Origin of the sequence: Undibacterium sp. Jales W-56 (assembly GCF_025548535.1) — a bacterium.
In the GTDB taxonomy this organism is placed as follows: domain Bacteria; phylum Pseudomonadota; class Gammaproteobacteria; order Burkholderiales; family Burkholderiaceae_D; genus Undibacterium.
On record NZ_JAJLQW010000002.1, the window covers coordinates 442,647 to 463,332 of the forward strand.

The window sequence follows — 20,686 nt, forward strand, 5'->3', positions numbered from 1 at the left end:
AACTGGACTTATATCGCGCTGCTGACCATGGCCGTTCGCACCACCGAGATGATGCCTTGCCAATTACTGTTGGCGTAGTGATTGTAGGCTTCGGCATCGTCGCGGAACGAGACGGAATGATAACTCCACTTGGTGCTTCCCCCTTCGTTTGCCGCGGTACCCATGGTCAGGTCATTGCAGAACCAGTCACTCGGATTGCAAAATGCCGCGCCGGCAGAACCGGATACGCCGCCGGAACTATGGTAGGCCACGGCCTCATCGTCCTGCCCCGGCAAGATACCCGAATAGAATGTGCCTTTAGCCCCGGCATACATATAGAACCAGACGTTGCGCGTTTCATTGTGGTTGTACATCGCTCGCGCCGTGGTGGTTTTCAAGTCTTTCACCAGAGGCTCTGAGGTTGACCATGATCCCACATCAGATAGCTCAGACCCGCCGCCCGCACCGGATGCGGCACGCACCCATTTGATGTTCCAGCCGACCTGGGTGCCGGCGCCGGCATCGCCGCATTGACCGGATGCATTGGCGGTAGCATTTTTAACGGTCCTGGTGGAGCCGCCATAATTCGCCATGGTATAACCCATCATCAAATCGCCTGCGCTATGCGTCGCGACATAGCACCAGTTGGAACCTGTGCAGAAGCAATCGAGCGCATCGCGGATTTTGCCGTTCTGGGAAGAAATGCTGTTGTAACCGTCCCAGTTGACGGATTTTTTATTAATGCCTGCCGCCGTGGACGACGGTCCCCAATACGTGAAGCTATTGTAGTCGCCGACCACACCGCCGCCGGTACGGCCATTGATCCATAAAGTGTAATTGGTCGCGCTGGCAATGCTGGACATCGCACTCAGCGCCAGGAACAACACCGCTGCAAATAATCGACATAATTTCGCCATTTAAATCCCCTCTAGTAAAACATGGACAAGTAAAACCACTTGAAGTAAATCCACCTAAGAACCATGACGCAGAAACGGGAACAAATTAATCAGCGAAGTCGAAATGCGCGCCAGCTGATCGGAACGCAGTATCTGAACGAGCGGGTGTCATTGTCAATTTGCAATGCAACAAAATATGAGGCGGGAAAACGACGTTTCTCCATAGAAGCACATAGACAAACACGCAGATCAAAATCTCATTAGTATAAAAACTCTAATGACGACATATGGCGATATAAGAAGGTTCCAATTGAAGTATTCCGAAAAAACGGAGATTGGACAGCGGCAAAAAAATTGCCTGGACCAGATCAAAAGTTCGATCAAAATTGCGCTTGAAATTGCTCTTGAATCACGAAAAAAACGGCCTGGATGATTGCGCATCCAGGCCGTTTTTTCAGAAATGCACTCTTATTTTGCTGTGGGCAGTAAAGCCTCTATGCCGCCCATGTACGGGCGTAATGCTGCCGGAATCAGCACGCTGCCATCGGCTTGTTGGTAGTTCTCAAGCACGGCTACCAGGGTACGGCCGACTGCCAGGGCAGAACCGTTCAGCGTATGCACCAGCTCAGGTTTGCCCTGCGCATTACGGAAGCGTGCTTGCATGCGCCGCGCCTGGAATGCGCCCATATTCGAGATAGAGGAAATCTCACGGTAGGTATTTTGCGCCGGCAACCAGACTTCCAGATCGTAAGTCTTGGTCGAGCCAAAACCCATGTCGCCGGTACACAGGCTCATCACGCGGTAAGGCAGACCGAGTTTTTGCAAAATCGCTTCGGCATGGCCGACCATTTCTTCCAAGGCTTCGGCAGATTTTTCCGGATGGGCGATCTGCACCAATTCCACTTTATCGAATTGATGCTGGCGTATCATGCCACGCGTATCGCGCCCTGCACTGCCGGCTTCCGAGCGGAAGCATGGGGTATGCGCGGTCATCTTGATCGGCAAACTCTCCAGGCTGACGATCTCGTCCCGCACGGTATTCGTCAATGACACTTCGGCGGTCGGGATCAGGTACAGGGTCTCGCCCTCGCCTTCTTGTCCGCCTTTTTTCACCGCAAACAAATCTGCTTCAAACTTCGGCAACTGGCCGGTACCGCGCATGGAGTCTGCGTTTACGATGTACGGCGTATAGCATTCGGTGTAGCCGTGTTCCAGCGTTTGCGTATCCAACATGAATTGCGTCAAGGCGCGGTGCAGACGGGCGATACCGCCTTTCAGCAAAGCAAAACGGGAACCCGTCAATTTAACCGCGACTTCAAAATCCAGGCCGAGGCCGGCACCGATATCGACGTGATCTTTGACCTCGAAATTAAACGCTGGCGGCGTCCCCACTTTACGTACTTCGACGTTACCGGTTTCATCTTCGCCGACAGCCACCGATTCATCAGGCAGATTCGGAATCGTCAACATGAATTCGCTCATCGATGCCTGCACTTCACCCAGGCGCACTTCAGAGGCTTTCAATTCATCGGCGATGCTGTTGACTTCGGCCATCTGGACGGATGCATCTTCGCCTTTGCCTTTGAGCATACCGATTTGCTTGGAGAGAGAATTACGTTTGCCTTGCAGTTCTTCGGTGCGCGTTTGTATCTGTTTGCGCTCGCCTTCGAGCGCATTGAAAGTCGCCACATCCAATTGAAACTTGCGGGTCGCCAGACGGGCGGCAACGGTCTCGATGTCTTTGCGTAGGAGTTGAATGTCGATCATGGAATGCTTGAGCCAGGTTAGAAGTAGATGCAAAAGTAATGCAAAGATAATTAGCCGCATATTGTACCAAGGCAGGCTTGTTTCCCCAAACTTCGATAGGCGCAAGGATGTTCCGGGCGAACGTCACGTCCGTCGATCACCCGTTTGATCGACGCATGGCAGGTCAGATTGATACGATCACGGTCGATTCGATTGTCGGCTTTATGGAACAGCGCCGAGCGTTGGAAAGTAAGCGGGTTTTAAGTTATCTATAATATATACTCCCCATTTTTTCCTAAAAATGTGCCGCGATCCGCACATAAGTATTGCGTATATTAAAAAATACTATAGTGGAGTATATTTTTTCAACTAGAAACTTCAGACGCCGCACAAATCAAGATCCGGATGCTGCTTCATCATCCAGAAAACGTAAATAGGCGAGTTTGCCGGTGATTCCCAGTCCACGCGGCACCGGCTGATCCCAAGATTTGAGCCGCGCGCCGTCTTGCTGATTCTTGTTGAAACCTATAACAAAGCGATGAACGCCGTTACAAGCAAGAACTGAGAGATTCTAATCCCTGACCTGTCTACTTGTTTCGCTGCCCGTCATCCTTCTGGCCTTGCTGTCCGTCATCCTTTTGGCCTCGCTGCCCATCGTCCTTTTGGCCTTGCTGCCCGTCATCCTTTTGGCCTCTTTGTCCGTCATCTTTCTGGCCTTGCGGCCCATCATTCTTTTGGTCTCTTTGTCCGTCGTCCTTCTGGCTATTACCCGCAGAAACAGTGAACTGTTTATCTGCCTTCCGCTGATCCGACAAGATCTGCTGTGCGTCAACAAAGGGCGCGTAGATTGGCATACCTAACAGGAGGACGATGCCAGTGACGAGAGTTTTCAAATGCATGATTTGCTCCTTTTTTTGCTTGAATCCAGGGGGATATTTGAGGTATTCAAATCCATTCTATGGCAACACAAGGTCAACGACAAGAAAGCCGTCAGGATAGAAGAAGTAAGCTACTTCTTTTGTTCGTTTCATCACCAAGACTTTTAAGAAAAGCCATCTTCTCAGCGATCTTACCCTCCAAGCCTCTCGGAACTGGTTCATACCCTACAGGGTGCATCTTTACATCTTCTTTTCCAACACTATTTCAGATTGCTAATGATTGAGCATTTACTCTTCACACAAACAGGATGGGGATTTGGCGGTAGCCATCCTGGAGGACATTGCCTTGAAGCCTTTCCTTTTGGATCATTTGGGATCTTGTTGTAGTTGTCAGCATATGCTTTGTTGATGGAGAAGGTAGAACACCACCCTTGAACCATCACACATTCGCTGTCGGTATGACATTTGAAATAGTGTTCAGGTAAGGCACGCTTGAAGGCCGGCGATTCATCGTCTGCTGGCACAGTCGCCTGTGCCGCGCTGCCAGGCATAGCCAGCATCGTAATCAAGAACAAAAATCCAGCAGGCGCGGCCATCACAACAAGTTTCATTCCGCTTTTCATAATCTCCTCCTACTCTTCCGTCTGTAATATTTACCTTTTCCTTACTTTTGAATTCTGAGGTTCCCTCGATATTTCGTCTGCCATCAGATGAATTTTATGCAGCCAGTTTTTCCTGATTTTGGTCACGCTTCCAGTGATTGAGATACTGCACCGGCGATTGATAGCCGAGCGTTGAATGCTGACGGATTCGATTATAAAAGACTTCAATATATTCGAAGCTGGCTGCCTTCATTTCAGCATGGGTAGCGTAACGCACGCCATGGTATCGCTCGTTCTTGAAACTGTTAAACCAGCTCTCGGTCGGCGCATTGTCCCAGCAGTTCCCTTTGCGACTCATCGAGCACGTCATGCCATATTTCTTGAGATTGTCCTGAAAGGCCTGGCTGGCGTATTGACTGCCGCGGTCAGAATGATGCATAAGGCCGGCGTCCGGTCGCCGGCGAAACCAGGCCATCGTCAAAGCATCCGTCACAATATCGCTCGTCATGCGCGGCTTGAGCGACCAGCCGACCACCTCCCGATTGAACAGATCCAGAACAATTGCAAGATATAACCAACCCTCGGTGGTCCACAGGTAGGTGATATCCGACGTCCAGACCTGGTTGGGGGCGGTCGGCGTAAAATTCCGATTCAACAGATTTTCCGCCACCGGCAAACCATGTTTGGAGTCCGTGGTGACCTTATAGCGCCGTTTATGACGGGCACGGATACCATTTCTCGCATGAGACGCTCGACACGCTCCTTGCCAACGGTGAAGCCTCGCTGCCGCAGTTCGCGCACGATGCGCGGACTGCCGTAAGCACCCTTGAGTTCGGCATGAATGGCGCGTATCAGCGCAAGCATCTGCGCATCCGTCAACCGTTTGCGCTCAGGTGTGCCGCCACGCTTCCACGCCCGATAGCCGCTGATGCTGACGTTGAGGACGACGCACATTTCGGTCAACGCATAGCTCTTGATTTGACCGTCCATCCAGGCGTACTTCACAGAACATCCTTCGCGAAGTACGCCGCTGCTTTTTTTATGATTTCATTCTCCCGCTTCAGGCGGGCGTTTTCCGCACGCAGTCTGGAGAGTTCCATCGCCTCTGGCGTCACCACTTTACTGCTGGCGCCTTTGAGTTTTCCTTCGGCGGCCGCCTTGATCCAGTTTCGCAGCGTCTGGTCGCCCAGCCCCAGCTCCTTGACCACGACCGCAACCGATTCACCATCCTGGACGCGTTTGACCGCCAGTTCCTTGAACTCGGTTGTGTACGCTTGTTTCGGTATTCTCTTCATTTTCTGTCTTTCTCAAGTAACGTTAATTTTACGTCACCTGTGGCAGACTAAATTTCAGGGGAAGCTCATTCAACCGTCACAATATTCTGGAAAAAATTTAGAAGCTTCGGAAATTCCCCGACCCGCTTCATCGCCCAAGCCAAGCCCGGATTGTTTGATCGCTCTTCGTTGAGGTTGATCAGCTTGTAGCCATAAACGATGTTCAGGATGTCTTTGAAAAAATTCTCAAGGTAGCGGATTCAGATCAAAAAGCTGAAGACCAGCCCTGCTCTTGACCGGCTGGGAAACCGCCGTCAGCGCATCGATGATCTGACCAGTGAAATAGCCTCCTGCAATTATTCTTTTCCCGCTTCCTCATCCCACTTCTTCAATAAAGCGAGTTTTTCAGCGATCTTGATTTCCAAGCCCCTTGGAACTGGTTGATACCAGCCATGTTCTTCTATGCCGTCAGGAAGGTAGGTTTCACCAGCAGCATAGGCATTGGGTTCGTCATGAGCATATCTGTACTCATGCCCGTAGCCCAGCTCTTTCATGAGTTTGGTAGGTGCATTGCGTAGGTGAACAGGCACTTCACGCGACTTGTCCTGCTTCACAAATGCCATTGCCTGGTTGAAGGCGTTGTAACCTGCATTGCTCTTGGCCGCGATTGCCAGATAGATCACGGCCTGCCCAAGGGCCAGCTCGCCTTCCGGTGAACCAAGTCGCTCATAGGTAGTTGCCGCATCGTTGGCTAGCTGTATAGCGCGTGGATCGGCCAGTCCGATATCTTCCCATGCCATTCTAACGATACGGCGCGACAGGTATCGGGCATCGGCGCCGCCGTCCAACATGCGACATAGCCAATAGAGCGCGGCGTCAGGATTGGAGCCGCGAACTGACTTGTGAAGAGCGGAAATCTGGTCGTAAAAATTGTCGCCGCCCTTGTCAAACCTGCGGGCATTCAGGGTGAGCGCATTCTGGATGAACTCTGGGGTGATCTGCGTGGTGCCTGCTGCTTTCGCTGCGGTGCTGGTCTGCTCCAGCAGATTGAGTAATCTACGAGCGTCGCCGTCGGCATAGCCAACCAAGGTATCTATCGCCGCGTCTTCCAGATGAAGATGAGAGAGCGCCTTATCCTGTGCGATCGCTACAAGTTGCTTCAACTCGTCTTCCGTAAGCGATTTGAGTACATACACCTGAGCACGCGACAGCAAGGCCGAGTTCACTTCAAAAGAAGGGTTCTCGGTGGTTGCGCCAATGAAGGTGACGAGTCCGGATTCGGCATAGGGCAACAGAGCGTCTTGCTGGGACTTATTAAACCGGTGAATCTCGTCCACGAACAAGATGGTGTGCTTGCCCATAGAAAGATTCTGCTCGGCCTGCTCCATGGCAGCACGGATATCTTTGACACCGGAAAAGACGGCGGACAAGGCGATGAATTCGCACTTGAAGGCAGTGGCGGTGAGGCGTGCCAAGGTGGTTTTGCCAACACCAGGCGGCCCCCAAAGGATCATGGAGTGCGGCTTACCCGACTCGAAAGCCAGGCGGAGCGGTTTGCCTGAACCCAGCAGATGCGACTGCCCGATCACCTCATCCAGGGTCTTGGGCCGGAGCGCCTCTGCCAGTGGCGGGGTAGGCTCCACTTTGAAGAGATCAGACATGATTTCGCCCCGCTGGAACAGGGGACATCTCTAAAATCCGCACCATCAGTTTGCTCAACAATTGATCGATAAAGTGTTTGACTGCTTTGTTGAAACGATGGGTTTCATCGCCTAACAGAGGCCGCTGCCCAATGCCCTCGTCCAGATTGGCTGGGCGCATGCGCTGCGCCAGCGGCACCGGGATGTTACGTGCTGCATTCATAGTCGAGAAACATCGGCTCCGGCAGGCACGATAAATTTGAATTGATCTATTTTGATCGCGGGATTTTTTTCTATGTTTTTCAGTGTCAGCAGGGACACCTGACCAAAACCGTCGCGCAACTCCAGCGCGACCGGCACACCGTCCTTCATGCCGATACCGATGTGTTCGAAATTAGGGTCTTTTTCCTTAGGTACGGCTTCCAGCCATTCCAGTCCCTGCTTACTACCGGCTTCTTTGAGATGGAAGCTTTTTTCTATCTCGCCGCCGCCAAACAAAATCGCGGCTGGACTGGCGCTTAAGACACTACCGATCTTTTTAATCGTGACCTGGTTCAGGTCTTTATCGTAGATATACAGTTGCTCGCCATCGGTCTGCAAGGTCTGTTCGTAAGGTTTGAGGTAGGTCCAGATAAATTTGCCTGGGCGTGCAAAAATAAAATTGCCGGTCGATGTCTTGGTGACTTTCGGCTTGCCATCAACCATCTTGATTTGTTGCTGGATAAATTCGCCTTTGGCGCTTTTGCTACCGGCGGCAAAGGTTTTGAATTGCTCAACCGCCGCCGCTTGCGCCAATAACGGCAAACATAACGGCAAACTTAATGCGCTGAGTGTCAGCGCTGCAAGCCAGCGACCCGGCTTGTCCGATTTGAAATTCATACCATTTTTTTTCACAGAGATTCCGTTTCATGTACAGAACCAATGCCTTGGTTCCGTTTACTGCTGATTTTGTGCTTACTCAGTATTCCCGGCTGGTACCAGGATTTCACGATTGCCATTCGATTGCATGGTAGAGACGACGCCGCTGGCCTCCATCTGCTCCAGCAAACGGGCGGCGCGATTGTAGCCTATGCGCAAATGCCTTTGCACCAGCGAAATCGAAGCACGACGATTTTTAAGTACGATCGCGACCGCCTGATCGTATAAGGCGTCCGCCTCGCCACCGCCCTCACCGGGCGCGGCACCGGCTTCGCCGCCTTCTTCGAGAACACCGCCTTCCAGAATGCCCTCAATATAATTTGGTTCCCCTTGCGCCTTCAAATGCTGCACCACCCTGTGCACCTCTTCATCCGATACAAAAGCACCATGCACGCGTACCGGCAGGCCGGTGCCTGGCGGCATGTACAGCATATCGCCCATGCCCAGCAAGGCTTCTGCACCCATCTGATCGAGAATCGTACGCGAGTCGATCTTGCTGCTGACCTGGAACGCGATACGGGTTGGAATATTCGCCTTGATCAGACCGGTAATCACATCGACCGATGGGCGTTGCGTCGCCAGGATCAGGTGCAGACCAGCGGCACGCGCTTTCTGTGCAATACGGGCGATTAATTCTTCGACCTTCTTGCCGACGACCATCATCAGATCCGCCAGCTCGTCGATGATGATGACGATGGTCGGCAACTTTTCTAAAGGCTCCGGCGCATCCGGCGTCAGGCTGAACGGATTCGGAATATGCTCTTCACGCTTGGTGGCTTCGGTAATCTTGGCATTGTAGCCGGCCAGATTACGCACACCCAGTTTCGACATCAATTTATAGCGGCGCTCCATTTCAGCCACGGCCCAATTCAAGGCATGGCCGGCCTGGCGCATATCCGTCACCACCGGTGCCAGCAAATGCGGAATACCTTCGTATACCGACATCTCCAGCATCTTGGGATCAATCAGTATCATGCGCACATCGTTAGGGTCGGACTTATACAGCAGTGACAAAATCGTGGCGTTAATGCCGACCGATTTACCGGAGCCGGTGGTACCGGCCACCAACAGATGCGGCATGCGGGCCAGATCGGCCACCACGGCATGCCCGCCGATATCCTTACCGAGCGCGATGGTCAGGCTCGAGGCGCTGTCGTTATACACTTTCGACCCCAAAATCTCGGTCAGGCGCACGATCTGCCGCTTAGGATTCGGCAATTCCAGACCCATATAATTTTTGCCGGGAATCGTCTCCACCACACGGATCGAGGTCAGCGACAAAGAACGCGCCAGATCGCGTGCCAGACCAACGATCTGACTACCTTTGACACCGGTCGCCGGATCGATTTCATAACGAGTAATAACCGGCCCCGGATAGGCGGCAACCACTTTCACATCTACGCCAAAGTCCGAGAGTTTTTTCTCAATCAGGCGACTGGTGAATTCCAGGGTTTCTATACTGACGGTTTCTTGCGCCGGCGGCGCATCATCCAGTAACGACAGCGGCGGCAAATGGCTGTCCGGCATATCGTTGAATAGAGAAACCTGGCGCTCTTTCTCGACGCGCTCGGATTTTTGTACCGACACCACCTGCGGTTCAATACGAATCGGTGGTGCCTCAACGATCTTGGCACGCTCGGTCACCACAATTTCTTCACGTTTGACGGCGGCGGTTTGACCGACACGCCGATCTTCGCGTGCCGCATATTTATGTTGAATGAAGTTGAATGCACCTTCGATACCGGCGCCGATTTTTTCTGCAATCTGCAACCATGAAATATGGAAATACAAACTCAGTCCGAGCGCAAAAAACAGCAGCAACAGCAAGGTCGATCCGGTGAAACCAAACGCATTGAAGGCGACAGTCCCGACCAATTCACCCAACACGCCGCCAGGTGCCCGCGGCAGCGGCGTTTTCAGCGAGTACATGCGCAGATACTCGATCCCCATACTGCCTATCATCAACAAGGTAAATCCTGCTGCCTGGATGAATTTTTCGTACTGGTGGGCTTTTTCGTGATCGACTTCCACCAAAAAACGCTTGCTTAGCTGACGATAATCTTCCCATACCAGGCGAATCAGGACGACCGTCCACCACCATGCGGACAGGCCAAAGATGAACAGAAACAGATCGGCGAACCAGGCGCCGACTCTGCCGCCGACATTATGAATCTTGGGAACCACGCTGGCATGCGACCAGGCCGGGTCGAGTTTGTTATATGTAAACAAGATCAAGACCAGATAAACGCACAACGCGGCAAACACCATCCAGCGCGCCTCGGTCAATAAAATCACCAGGCGATTCGGCAGAGGCGGTGCCGGGGTTTTATTGCGGTTGCGTGTGTAGGCTTCGTTATTGTTAGTAGTCATATTTCAGGATAAACCGCCAGACGCAATCAAGTGAAAAACCAGCATAAGATAGCATGCCTGATAAGTGTCGCCAAATCTGACTGCGCTTCCCACCTCAATCCCCGCATTTGGCACCGGAAAACCGGGGCGCAAAGTCCGGCTCGCTGTAATCGTCTATAATCTCGCCTTGTTATTGTCCTGCATGATAGCGGGAATGCAAAATCATCGATTTCCCTTGAAATTCTGCCGGTCAGCGCCATTTCTGTCATCTGTAAAGAGTAGATTTCCGGTTATTACGTGCTTTTGCCTGCTGTTTTGCCTGCACCTATCGTCGTTACATCATTCATACCTCATTTCAACATCATTTTCAGGTTAGCTTATGTCAACTCCCACAACACCAAAACACGCTCATGTCTTGATCCTCGGTTCTGGCCCTGCAGGTTACTCGGCAGCGGTGTATGCGGCTCGCGCGAACCTGAAGCCCGTCTTGATTACCGGCGTCGAGCAAGGCGGACAATTGATGACGACCACCGATGTCGAAAACTGGCCGGCAGACCCGATGGGCGTCCAGGGTCCTGAATTGATGCAACGCTTCCTGCAACATGCGGAGCGCTTCAATACAGAAATCATTTTCGACTATATTCACACCGCCAAATTGAACGAAAAACCGATCCGCCTAATCGGCGACCAGGCGGAATACACCTGTGACTCCCTGATCATCGCAACCGGCGCCTCCGCCCAATATCTGGGCCTGCCGTCAGAACAGGCATTCATGGGCAAAGGGGTTTCTGCCTGCGCGACCTGCGACGGTTTCTTCTATCGCGCGAAAGAAGTCGCGGTCATCGGTGGCGGCAACACGGCAGTTGAAGAAGCCTTGTACCTGTCGAATATCGCCAGCAAGGTCACCCTGGTGCACCGTCGCGATAAATTCCGTGCGGAAGCCATCCTGATCGACCGCTTGATGGCCAAAGTCGCCGAAGGTAAAATTGAAATCAAGTGGAATCACACTCTGGAAGAAGTCGTCGGCGACGACTCCGGCGTGACCGGCATCAAGATCAAGTCCGTCAAGGACGGCAGCGTCAGCGATGTGACTTTACATGGCCTGTTTATCGCGATTGGCCACAAACCGAACACCGGCATCTTCGAAGGTCAGCTCGACATGCATAACGGCTATATCAAGACTAAGACCGGCCTCGAAGGCATGGCAACTGCTACCAGCGTCCCAGGCGTGTTTGCCGCAGGCGATGTGCAGGATCATGTCTATCGCCAGGCAATCACCAGTGCCGGTACCGGTTGTATGGCGGCGCTGGATGCGCAACGCTACCTGGAAACCTGATCGAGTCGTTTTTCTCCCATGCCTGCTTCATTAAAAAATTTTGCTGACCTGAAAAGTTTAGGTCAGCAACTAAAACAACGAGAAGAGCTGCGCCAAAAAGAAGTGGCTGAACGCATCAAGCGCGAGCATCAGGCCAAGCTGGAAGCGAATATTTTCCGCAATAGCGTTGGTGAAGTAGCGCCGCTGAAAACGGCGGCCAAACACAGCGCGCCCATAGTTCACCCACAACCCATTCCCTTTCAGCACATCGCCGATGAGCGTGCGGCGCTGCACGAGTCGCTGTCAGACGAATTCGACGCCAGCAGCTTGCTCGATACCGATGATGGCCTGAGTTATACAAGGGCGGGGGTCGGTATCGACGTCGCGAAGAAATTGCGCACCGGTCATTGGACGATACAGGCACAACTCGATTTGCATGGCATGCGCCGCGATCAGGCCAGAGACAGTCTCGGTGAGTTTTTGCGCCGCTGCTTACGCAATGAACATCGCTGCGTCAGGATTATTCACGGCAAAGGCCTAGGATCCATCAACAAAGAGCCTGTGTTAAAAAACAAGGTAAAAAACTGGTTGATCCAAAAAGATGAAGTATTGGCATTCAGCCAGGCAACTGCGCCGGACGGCGGTTCCGGCGCGCTGATTGTGCTGCTGAAGTCTGCCTAAAATCGCCGTCAATCTGCATGAATCAAAGTCAATAGCAGTACCAATGTCACGAGACTAACGTCGGCCTGGCTTGCGTCAACGGAGCAATAACATCAAGCCAGCGCCAGGCCCGTCTATGCGGGCAACAGGTCGACCAATCGGTTTATTTGGCACTAAACAGCATCGGAACCAGTTTCACCGGTACGAATGCGGATTACCTGTTCCACGTTTTGCACAAAAATTTTGCCGTCGCCGATTTTGCCTGTATGAGCGGCTTTGATGATGGCGTCCACCACATTGTCACAAACATTGTCATCAACCACGACTTCGACTTTGACTTTCGGTAAAAAATCGACGACATATTCTGCGCCACGATAAAGCTCTGTATGCCCTTTCTGGCGACCGAAACCCTTGACTTCCGTCACAGTCAATCCGGTGACGCCGACTTCAGCCAGTGCCTCACGTACTTCGTCAAGTTTGAAGGGTTTAATTACTGCGGTAATTTGTTTCATTTTTTATCCTTGAATTTTGTAACTTGAAATGTGATCGATAAAAATATATTGCACTCAATCACGGAATTTTGAAGTAATCGGGTAGCGCCAGTCGCGTCCGAAGGCACGATGCGTGACCCTGATGCCGACCGGCGCCTGACGGCGCTTGTATTCATTAATTTTAATCAAACGCGTAATTCGTTCAACATCTTCTTCACGATACCCGGCTGCAATAATCTCGGCACGGCTTTGATTTTCTTCCATATAACGCTGCATGATGCCATCCAGCACTTCATAAGGTGGCAATGAATCCTGATCCTTTTGATCCGGTCGCAACTCAGCAGAGGGCGCGCGCGTCAGGATACGCTCAGGTATCACCGGCGACAGAGTATTCCGGTAAGCGCATAGACGGTATACCAGTGTTTTCGCAATATCCTTGATGACGGCAAAACCACCCGCCATGTCGCCGTACAAAGTGCAATAGCCGACCGCCATTTCACTCTTATTACCGGTAGTCAACACGATAGAGCCGTACTTATTCGACAAGGCCATCAGGATAGTGCCACGTATCCTGGCCTGAATATTTTCCTCAGTCGTATCTTCTGCCAGACCGGCAAATTCCTGACTCAGTGTGTTGCGGAAGGCGCTAAAACAATCTGCGATCGATATTTCATCATAGCGCACGCCGAGGCCCTCCACCATTTCCCGCGAATCCAGCCAGGAAATCTCTGCCGTATACGGGGAAGGCATCATGACCGCCCTGACCTTGTCGGCACCCAGAGCATCCACGGCAATCGCCAGCACCAGGGCAGAATCGACCCCGCCGGACAAACCCAGCACAATGCTGGGGAAGCCATTTTTGCCGACATAATCACGCACCCCCAATACCAGCGCCTGATACACCAGCGCCTCGATGGTGGCTGCATGGCTTTGTTCTGATAGCTTGGCTTTAGTCACAAGCGGTGTGGCACCGTCAAACTCGATGATCTGTAAGTCTTCTTCACAATGCTTGAGCTGCGTCAGCAACACGCCTTGCTGATTCATGACGAAAGAATTACCGTCAAAAATCAACTCATCCTGCCCGCCGACCAAATTCGCATAGACCAAGGACATGCCTTGAGCCGTAACGTTGGCGCGCATGACATCGTAACGCTGATGCTGCTTACTCATATGGTATGGCGAGCCGTTCGGCACCAATAGCACCTCAGCGCCAGCCTGACGTGCCAGGCCGGGCGCATTGCGATACCAGGTGTCTTCGCAAATATTCACCCCAAAACGGGTGCCCTTCACTTCAAATACTAAGGTTTCTGTGCCTGACGAAAAATAGCGCTTCTCGTCAAAGACCATATCATTCGGCAGGTCGTGTTTCCAATAGCGGCCGACGATAGCGCCATTGCACAGCACTGAGACCGCGTTGTAGCGAACACCATTACTCTCCTCTGGATGACCGACCAGCACATACACATCCGGCACGCTCGCCAGACTGTTAGCAAGACTCAGCAAGGTTTCTTGAGTTTTTGCGTAGAATGCACTGCGCAATAACAGATCTTCAGGCGGATAACCAACCAACGATAATTCAGGCGTGACGACAATATCCGCACCCTGTTCAAAAGCGCGTTGAACATATTGAATAATTTGCGCAGCGTTACCGGCGAGATCACCGACCACGCTGTTCATCTGGGCGATTGCAACTTTGACTGTCATAGCACTTGGTCTGAATTCGAAAAAATTGATGAAGAAAATTGAATTTGAATTGAATTTGAAATAGGGATAATACGAACAGCATGTCGAAACCAATACATTATCGCACGCGAGTGCTCGATTCGTTGTCAGCAATATCAGCAAACCAATGGGATGCTTTACTTAGCCAGCAGAGCAACGGCAACCCTTTCCTGTCATACGCTTTCCTGCACGCTTTACATGAGTCAGGGTCGGCCTCGGCGAACACTGGCTGGCAGCCTCGCTATCTGACGATTTGGGATGCCGGCCATTTGCTTGCCGCTATGCCGCTATACGAAAAAACGCATTCTTATGGCGAATATGTATTCGATTGGGCTTGGGCCGATGCCTATCAAAGACATGGTTTTCACTATTATCCCAAATTGCTGTCGGCGATTCCATTTACCCCTGTGACTGGCAATCGCCTGCTCGCCCGGGATCAGGAGGCGCGTACTGCATTACTGGACGCGCTCCAGGCGCAGCAAGCAAGCGGCGCTTACTCGTCAATCCACATACTCTTCCCCACTCAGTCAGAAGCCGAGCTGTTACAGACAAGAGCTTATTTACTCCGAGCCGGGATCCAGTTCCATTGGATAAACCAAGATTACCTCCATTTTGAACATTTTCTTTCCCAGTTGGAACAGAAAAAACGAAAAAATATTCGCGCCGAACGTCGCAAAGTGGCTGAGGCAGGCGTCACGTTCCGCCATATTCCCGGCGAGGAAATGCAGGAGGAAGACTGGCGCTTCTTCAAGCGTTGCTATGACCATACCTATGCCGACCATCATTCATCGCCTTACCTGAATCTCGATTTCTTTTTGAGAATCGGGGCCAGCATGCCTCAGCACCTTCATCTTATCTTCGCTGAACGCAATGGCAGGAAAATCGCGTCATCCCTGCTGGTGTATGATGAATTACGCGTATATGGTCGATATTGGGGCTGTATTGAGCAAGTACCTTGCCTGCATTTTGAAACCGCATATTACCAGGCGATCGAGTTTTGTATCGCTAAAAAAATCGGCTTGTTTGAAGGCGGCGCCCAGGGTGAGCATAAGATGGCACGCGGTTTCCTGCCGCAAAAAACCTGTTCCGCCCATTTTTTGGCGCAAGCTGAGTTCTCCGATGCGGTTGCCCATTTTTTAGAGCGCGAGACAAATGGCGTCGCTGATTATTTGAACGAACTCAATGATCGCATCCCTTTTAAAAGCCCAAAGGAATAATTCGTTTTATAAACACTTGAATTTCTTCTCCGTCCAAGGCATGCTGTATTCATGACTTCTTCTTCGACTACTCCATCCAGCGTTCAAAGCTCTGCACAGGGATTGCCTATGCGCCGAATTGGCCGTTTTTATCTGACCGACAAGTTAGGTAAAGGGTCGAATGGCGCCGTATTTCTAGGTCATGATCCAGTGATTGATCGCGCCGTTGCCATCAAAATACTCGGCACCAGCCACGGTGTTGCGGATAAAAAACAGCGGGAACAGCAATTCATTAACGAAGCCCGTGCCGCCGGCCGGCTGTCTCATCCCAACATCGTCACGATTTTTGATGCCTCCAGCGAGGGAGGCACGACCTTCATCGCGATGGAATTTTTGCAAGGTCAGGATTTGCGGGAATTGCTGGCAAGCGGCAAACGTTTCGACAGCATCGAGACCGCGAATATCATCCACAAAATCGCCGAAGCACTCGCCTATGCCCATGATAATGGCGTGATACACCGCGACATCAAGCCGGCGAATATTTTCATACTGCCGAACAAACAACCGAAAGTCGTGGATTTCGGTATTGCCCGTGCGCCGAATCGCATCCTGGCTGACCCGAATAATCCCCAGCAAACCTTATTCAATAATAATATTCTGGGCACACCGAATTACATGTCGCCGGAACAAGCCATGGGTCAACAGGTCAACGCCTTGACCGATGTGTATTCGCTGGGTGCAGTAATGTACGAGATGCTGACGCAACAAAAACCGTTTCAATCGAACGACCTGGACAAACTCCTGCACCAGATCGCGCACAAACAAGCCAAACCGCCGTCTGAGCTGAATCCGAATGTTTCTGTCAGTCTGTCGAATATTGTATTAAAAGCGATGCAAAAAAATCCCGCGGATCGTTATGCGAGCGCTGCAGAAATGGCGCAATCCTTGCAAAAAGTTCTGGAACGGGATCAACGCTTAAAACGTAAGCGCAAACAAGGCGGCAATGACAGCAGTAGCGCCAGCGTGGAGGACAAACCTACTATTTCCTGGATCAGTTGGGTCGCATTGTTCGCAGCAATCGCACTGGTTGCGGCGTATCTGCTGAAATAAATCCATCGTCCAATAAAAAGGCACAGAAAACTGTGCCTTTTTGTTATTCGTGAATACCAATTATTAATGGGCGTTCAAATTCAAGATGCCGGTTATTTTGCCTTGGCGTAGTTGGCGACGCCGTCCATGATTTCTGCGTGCGCTTCATCTGGACCGCCCCAGCCTTCGACTTTGACCCATTTACCTTTTTCCAGATCTTTGTAATGCTCAAAGAAATGCTGGATCTGGCGCAAACGCAATTCGTTCATGTCTTCCGGTTTTTGCCAATGTGAGTAGATCGACAGGATTTTATCCACAGGCACCGCCAATACTTTGGCATCGTTACCAGCTTCATCGGTCATTTTTAACACGCCGACCGCGCGGCAACGCACAACCACGCCAGGGATCAAAGGGAAAGGTGTGATCACCAACACATCTACCGGATCGCCGTCGCCGGCGATGGTTTGCGGCACATATCCGTAGTTGCATGGATAGTGCATTGCCGTACCCATAAAACGGTCGACAAAAATCGCGCCGGTATCCTTATCGACTTCATATTTGATCGGATCAGCATTCATCGGGATTTCAATAATGACATTGAAGTCTTTCGGCAAGTCGCGGCCGGCAGGAACGTTATTCAAGCTCATAGTGCTCTTTCAAAGTAAAAATCAAAACTGTGATGGGGATGGATTATAGCCGTTTTCAGGCGCAATTCGTGCTTCGGATTGTGCGCAGCAACATCCTCAAATCGATTGCTCTATAACAATGTTGCAATCGCGCACTGGCGATAATGTTGCGCTGCTTCTTCAGCCTGGCCCAAGGCCTCGTGAAGTTGTGCGAGTTTCAGATTGGCTTCGCGCACGGTCCTGGATTCAATCGCATCCGACAGCGCTTGCTCCATATGACGTTGTGCTTTGCCCCATAATTTTTGTTTCAGGCACAAAGTACCCAAGGTCAGAGCCAGCTCAGGATCGGTAGGTCGTTGCTCGGTCCAGCGCTCGCAATGTTCAATCTGCGATAACAAGGCGGCAGAACCTTCGGCGGCCGAAGCATCGCGATACACGCGCATCAAGCGGTCGTCCCACTCTTCTACCAGCGTCTTCTCGACAATGGTTCTGGCATCTTCATGCAAACCGCGGGCGTTGAATGTCTTCGCCGCAGTGAAGGCAACGAAGCGATTTTTTCTGTCGGCGGCAGGGATTTCATACCAGACGCGCCGGATGGATTCGACATCATGGCCGTGATCCTTGAGCAAATCCTCATAAGCGAGTTCACGCAAACGATTCGATAATGCCGGATGCAGTGCGCGATGCTTGTCCAAAGTGCGCACCAGTTTTAATACTTCAGGCCATTTCTTGGCTTGCTGATTGGCTTTCAAAGCCCAGCGCAGTACCTGGATATGGCGCGTGCCGCTGGCGTTCAATTCCTTGACGGCTTCCAGGGCTTGCTCGGCCTGATGCTGATCGACCAGCAATTCCGTCATGCTGACCAGGCGCGCAGTTTTATGTGGAGCATCGTCTTCGATGCTGGCAAACCAGGCATCGCGCCGCTCGAACTGGCCCATATGATGTGCAGCGCGCGCACCGATCAATGAGGCGACGCCGGTGTTTTCCGGCAATTCGATGGCACGCAAGGCCGCTTTTTCAGCATGCCCGAAACGCCCTTCAAATAAGGCTTTCAGCGATTCCCGCAAGGCTTTATTTCCGTCGCGCTCACGCTTGCCCTGACGATAGGCTGCAACTTTGCGCGGCATTGTTTGCGTTGTGACGATGGTGCGGATGACCAGGTACAGCACCACAAACAAGACCAGCATCAAGAACAGGAAAAAATTCAGCGACAGATCGATCCTGTACGGCGGATAAAACAACACCACATTGCCGGGATTGAAGCGCGCACCGACAGCCAGGCCAACTGCCAGCGAAAATAAAATCACAAGCCGGATAAAAAGACGCATATTCTCAAATACCCTTAAGGCTTCACTTTGTAATTACGAACCGCATTCAGGCTATCTGACAAGGTCGGCATCTCTATCGACAAATTACTTCCCTGAACCTGTCTCAGCAAAGCCTGCACGGCTTGCGTCTGCTTGGCACGCGTATCAAAATATTTGGTGATCGCATCTTGCGCCGCAATCATGTCACTGCGGAAGGTGCTTTCATTCCTCGACAACAGCGCCAGGCGAGCATTCAGCAAACGTAATTTCAAATTCTCACGCGCAAAATAACTTTGCGAAGGATTCAGCAACAAGGCATCAGGTGATTCAACATTGCGCACGCGTATCAACTGTTTGACCTCATTCCACATCTCGCTCGAAAAACTTTGCCAGGCATCCTGTGCACGCATGCTCCAGGTGTTTTCCGGGATCTCATCTGCTGCGGTTTTCTTGCCGCTTTTGCTCACGCTGGACGATCTTGGCAAGACCCGTAACGGCGCCTTCGGCGGCGTTGCTGAGACCACCGATTTTTCATCCGCCCACAAAGGAATGTGATCGACCTGCGCAATGACGCTATCGAGTCGCAAAGCAATACCCGTCAAATCAAGCACAGGCAAAGCCTTGAGTTTCTCTATATCTTTGGCGATGGCCCGGCGTATCGTGATGAATTGCGGTTTTTCGGATTTCGCCAGGCGGCTATCCGCGTTTTGCAAAGCGATCAAGGCGCCCTGCACATTGCCCGCCAGTTGAAGCTGTTGGCTGGCGGTCGCCAGCACTTGCTCGATTTCAGCCAGAGCCCATTCGTCGCGATTTTTGGACAAGTCCTGATACAACTGCTCCAGAGCCAACTGCTGTCCCTGCGCTTCAGTCTGTTTGCCTTCCAGTAAAGTGACCTTGGCTTGAATTTCTTTGCTGGTCTCTTGCACCGTCCTGGCCAGGACTTTGGTTTCGCTGCTGGTGCTGTCTGCCGTTTGCAGGCGCTTGGCGACTTCTTCGCGCAAGGCGCTGATCTGATTTTGCGAAGACCACCAGCTAGCGGCCAACAACACGGCCAATACGCCTGCCACGATGTAGGCTGGCTGGGTCCAGCCCAGGGTTTTCGCACCATCAGGCTGAATCTGGGGCAAAGTCTGTGATGTAGATGTTTCAGGCGTTTTATCCATCGATATGGTGTCGGATGATGAGTGCGTGTCGTTCATAGACGAGATTGTAACGCGACAAGCAGATGTTCGTCGCCAGAACCTGAGAGAGTGATCGATTTAAAACCTAATTGTTGCGCAGTTTCAGCAATACGAACGTGCGGCACAATTAAATGTTGGTGTTGCAATTTTGCCACGAAATTAATGTGGCCTAGCTGCTGCGCCCAAACCATTGCCGTCTGCAATGCTTCGGAACTTGTGACGATCCAGTCATTTTGTGATTCCAGCATCTCCGTCAGCAGTTGGCGGCGCGCCGACGTGAAAACAGGTGCGGCACGGCGGTAAGCTGCGACCTGCGTGACATCAATGCCATGCGCACGCAAACGTTCTGCCAGCAATTCACGTCCGGTCTCGCCGCGCACGATCAATACTTTTTTGCTTTGTAACGCCGGGAGATCCAATTCATCGAGCAAGGTTTCTGAATCGGTACGCTCAGGATTGCGTGGATAAAAGATCGTCGTCTTGTTTGTGTTTGCATTACTCGTATCGTTCGCCTGGACGCCAAATTCAGCAAGCGCCGCCAGACTGCCTTGCCCCATCACCGCTACCGCGAGTTGCGGAGGCAAACTCTTGATGCGGGAAAAAACAGCACGGATCGCATTCGGGCTGACGAAAGCAATCAAGGCAAAATCGGCTAAATTTGCCAAGACACGGTCCAGCTCGGCGTAGTCATCCAGGCCGTGAATTTCCAACAGGGGAAAGGGAATCACAACACGTCCCATGGCGGAAATGCGCGCAGCAAAATCTGCTGCCTGCTCGGCAGGACGGGTAAGAACGACAGGATTCGGCATAGCGGAAG

20 protein-coding genes and 1 pseudogene are annotated in these 20,686 nt (G+C 51.8%); 5 read left to right on the forward strand and 16 right to left on the reverse strand.

Annotated features, from left to right (window positions below; translation table 11 throughout):
* Nucleotides 1–8: 8 nt before the first annotated feature.
* Together LPB67_RS07905 and serS are read right to left on the reverse strand one after the other, a co-directional pair.
* The gene (locus tag LPB67_RS07905; protein ID WP_262836578.1) at nucleotides 9–896 is read right to left on the reverse strand and encodes a hypothetical protein; all 888 of its coding nucleotides are present in this window, start codon (nucleotides 894–896) and stop codon (nucleotides 9–11) included.
* Between the two features lie 447 nt (nucleotides 897–1,343).
* Nucleotides 1,344–2,642 carry a serine--tRNA ligase gene (gene serS / locus LPB67_RS07910; protein ID WP_262836579.1) on the reverse strand — a complete coding sequence of 433 codons (1,299 nt, stop codon included), beginning with the start codon at nucleotides 2,640–2,642 and terminating at the stop codon, nucleotides 1,344–1,346.
* 77 nt (nucleotides 2,643–2,719) lie between these two features.
* On the opposite strand from serS, the gene LPB67_RS07915 reads away from it, so the two are divergent.
* Nucleotides 2,720–2,896, forward strand: coding sequence for a DUF2145 domain-containing protein (locus LPB67_RS07915; RefSeq protein WP_262836580.1), 177 nt, complete (start codon nucleotides 2,720–2,722; stop codon nucleotides 2,894–2,896).
* Nucleotides 2,897–3,208: 312 nt separating this feature from the next.
* Here LPB67_RS07915 and LPB67_RS07920 read toward each other — a convergent pair whose 3' ends face one another.
* The 8 genes and pseudogenes from LPB67_RS07920 to LPB67_RS19100 form a co-directional block, all read right to left on the reverse strand.
* Complete coding sequence (locus tag LPB67_RS07920; RefSeq protein WP_262836581.1) at nucleotides 3,209–3,520, reverse strand: hypothetical protein; 312 nt, start codon at nucleotides 3,518–3,520, stop codon at nucleotides 3,209–3,211.
* 239 nt (nucleotides 3,521–3,759) lie between these two features.
* Entirely contained in the window at nucleotides 3,760–4,122 is a 363-nt protein-coding gene (locus LPB67_RS07925) for a hypothetical protein (protein WP_262836582.1), read from the reverse strand.
* Between the two features lie 94 nt (nucleotides 4,123–4,216).
* Nucleotides 4,217–5,396, reverse strand: a pseudogene (locus LPB67_RS07930) (IS3 family transposase).
* A gap of 65 nt (nucleotides 5,397–5,461) precedes the next feature.
* Complete coding sequence (locus LPB67_RS19185) at nucleotides 5,462–5,635, reverse strand: SMEK domain-containing protein (RefSeq protein ID WP_410482721.1); 174 nt, start codon at nucleotides 5,633–5,635, stop codon at nucleotides 5,462–5,464.
* A gap of 96 nt (nucleotides 5,636–5,731) precedes the next feature.
* Nucleotides 5,732–7,036, reverse strand: a complete 1,305-nt coding sequence (locus LPB67_RS07935) for a replication-associated recombination protein A (protein ID WP_262836583.1) — start codon at nucleotides 7,034–7,036, stop codon at nucleotides 5,732–5,734.
* Complete coding sequence (locus LPB67_RS07940; RefSeq protein WP_262836584.1) at nucleotides 7,029–7,238, reverse strand: hypothetical protein; 210 nt, start codon at nucleotides 7,236–7,238, stop codon at nucleotides 7,029–7,031. Before LPB67_RS07940 ends, LPB67_RS07935 begins: the two co-directional genes overlap by 8 nt.
* Nucleotides 7,235–7,894 (reverse strand): outer membrane lipoprotein chaperone LolA, encoded by a 660-nt coding sequence (lolA, locus tag LPB67_RS07945; protein ID WP_262836585.1) that lies wholly within the window; start codon nucleotides 7,892–7,894, stop codon nucleotides 7,235–7,237. Before lolA ends, LPB67_RS07940 begins: the two co-directional genes overlap by 4 nt.
* 75 nt (nucleotides 7,895–7,969) lie before the next feature.
* Entirely contained in the window at nucleotides 7,970–10,303 is a 2,334-nt protein-coding gene (locus LPB67_RS19100; protein WP_316685159.1) for a DNA translocase FtsK, read from the reverse strand.
* A gap of 358 nt (nucleotides 10,304–10,661) precedes the next feature.
* Between LPB67_RS19100 and trxB the strand changes: the two genes are divergently transcribed.
* Both trxB and LPB67_RS07965 read left to right on the forward strand, forming a co-directional pair.
* Nucleotides 10,662–11,618, forward strand: a complete 957-nt coding sequence (gene trxB, locus LPB67_RS07960) for a thioredoxin-disulfide reductase (RefSeq protein WP_262836586.1) — start codon at nucleotides 10,662–10,664, stop codon at nucleotides 11,616–11,618.
* 18 nt (nucleotides 11,619–11,636) lie between these two features.
* Nucleotides 11,637–12,278 (forward strand): Smr/MutS family protein, encoded by a 642-nt coding sequence (locus LPB67_RS07965; RefSeq protein WP_262836587.1) that lies wholly within the window; start codon nucleotides 11,637–11,639, stop codon nucleotides 12,276–12,278.
* Between the two features lie 152 nt (nucleotides 12,279–12,430).
* Here LPB67_RS07965 and LPB67_RS07970 read toward each other — a convergent pair whose 3' ends face one another.
* The gene (locus tag LPB67_RS07970) at nucleotides 12,431–12,769 is read right to left on the reverse strand and encodes a P-II family nitrogen regulator (protein ID WP_262836588.1); all 339 of its coding nucleotides are present in this window, start codon (nucleotides 12,767–12,769) and stop codon (nucleotides 12,431–12,433) included.
* Nucleotides 12,770–12,823: 54 nt separating this feature from the next.
* Nucleotides 12,824–14,452 (reverse strand): NAD+ synthase, encoded by a 1,629-nt coding sequence (locus LPB67_RS07975; RefSeq protein WP_262836589.1) that lies wholly within the window; start codon nucleotides 14,450–14,452, stop codon nucleotides 12,824–12,826.
* Between the two features lie 80 nt (nucleotides 14,453–14,532).
* Here LPB67_RS07975 and LPB67_RS07980 point away from each other — a divergent pair, with 80 nt between their 5' ends.
* Together LPB67_RS07980 and LPB67_RS07985 are read left to right on the forward strand one after the other, a co-directional pair.
* Nucleotides 14,533–15,687, forward strand: coding sequence for a GNAT family N-acetyltransferase (locus LPB67_RS07980; RefSeq protein WP_262836590.1), 1,155 nt, complete (start codon nucleotides 14,533–14,535; stop codon nucleotides 15,685–15,687).
* A gap of 108 nt (nucleotides 15,688–15,795) precedes the next feature.
* Nucleotides 15,796–16,776: a serine/threonine protein kinase gene (locus tag LPB67_RS07985; RefSeq protein ID WP_262836591.1), complete on the forward strand. Its 981-nt coding sequence runs from the start codon at nucleotides 15,796–15,798 to the stop codon at nucleotides 16,774–16,776.
* Nucleotides 16,777–16,868: 92 nt separating this feature from the next.
* Here LPB67_RS07985 and ppa read toward each other — a convergent pair whose 3' ends face one another.
* The 4 genes from ppa to LPB67_RS08005 all read right to left on the reverse strand — a co-directional run bounded on the left by ppa (nucleotide 16,869) and on the right by LPB67_RS08005 (nucleotide 20,678).
* Nucleotides 16,869–17,402 (reverse strand): inorganic diphosphatase, encoded by a 534-nt coding sequence (gene ppa, locus LPB67_RS07990; protein ID WP_262836592.1) that lies wholly within the window; start codon nucleotides 17,400–17,402, stop codon nucleotides 16,869–16,871.
* Between the two features lie 110 nt (nucleotides 17,403–17,512).
* Nucleotides 17,513–18,709 (reverse strand): heme biosynthesis protein HemY, encoded by a 1,197-nt coding sequence (locus tag LPB67_RS07995; protein ID WP_262836593.1) that lies wholly within the window; start codon nucleotides 18,707–18,709, stop codon nucleotides 17,513–17,515.
* Nucleotides 18,710–18,723: 14 nt separating this feature from the next.
* On the reverse strand, nucleotides 18,724–19,887 hold the full coding sequence (locus LPB67_RS08000; protein ID WP_262836594.1) for a uroporphyrinogen-III C-methyltransferase: 1,164 nt from the start codon (nucleotides 19,885–19,887) through the stop codon (nucleotides 18,724–18,726).
* The gene (locus LPB67_RS08005; RefSeq protein WP_262836595.1) at nucleotides 19,884–20,678 is read right to left on the reverse strand and encodes a uroporphyrinogen-III synthase; all 795 of its coding nucleotides are present in this window, start codon (nucleotides 20,676–20,678) and stop codon (nucleotides 19,884–19,886) included. The genes LPB67_RS08000 and LPB67_RS08005 overlap by 4 nt, the downstream gene beginning before the upstream one ends.
* Between the last annotated feature and the right edge of the window lie 8 nt (nucleotides 20,679–20,686).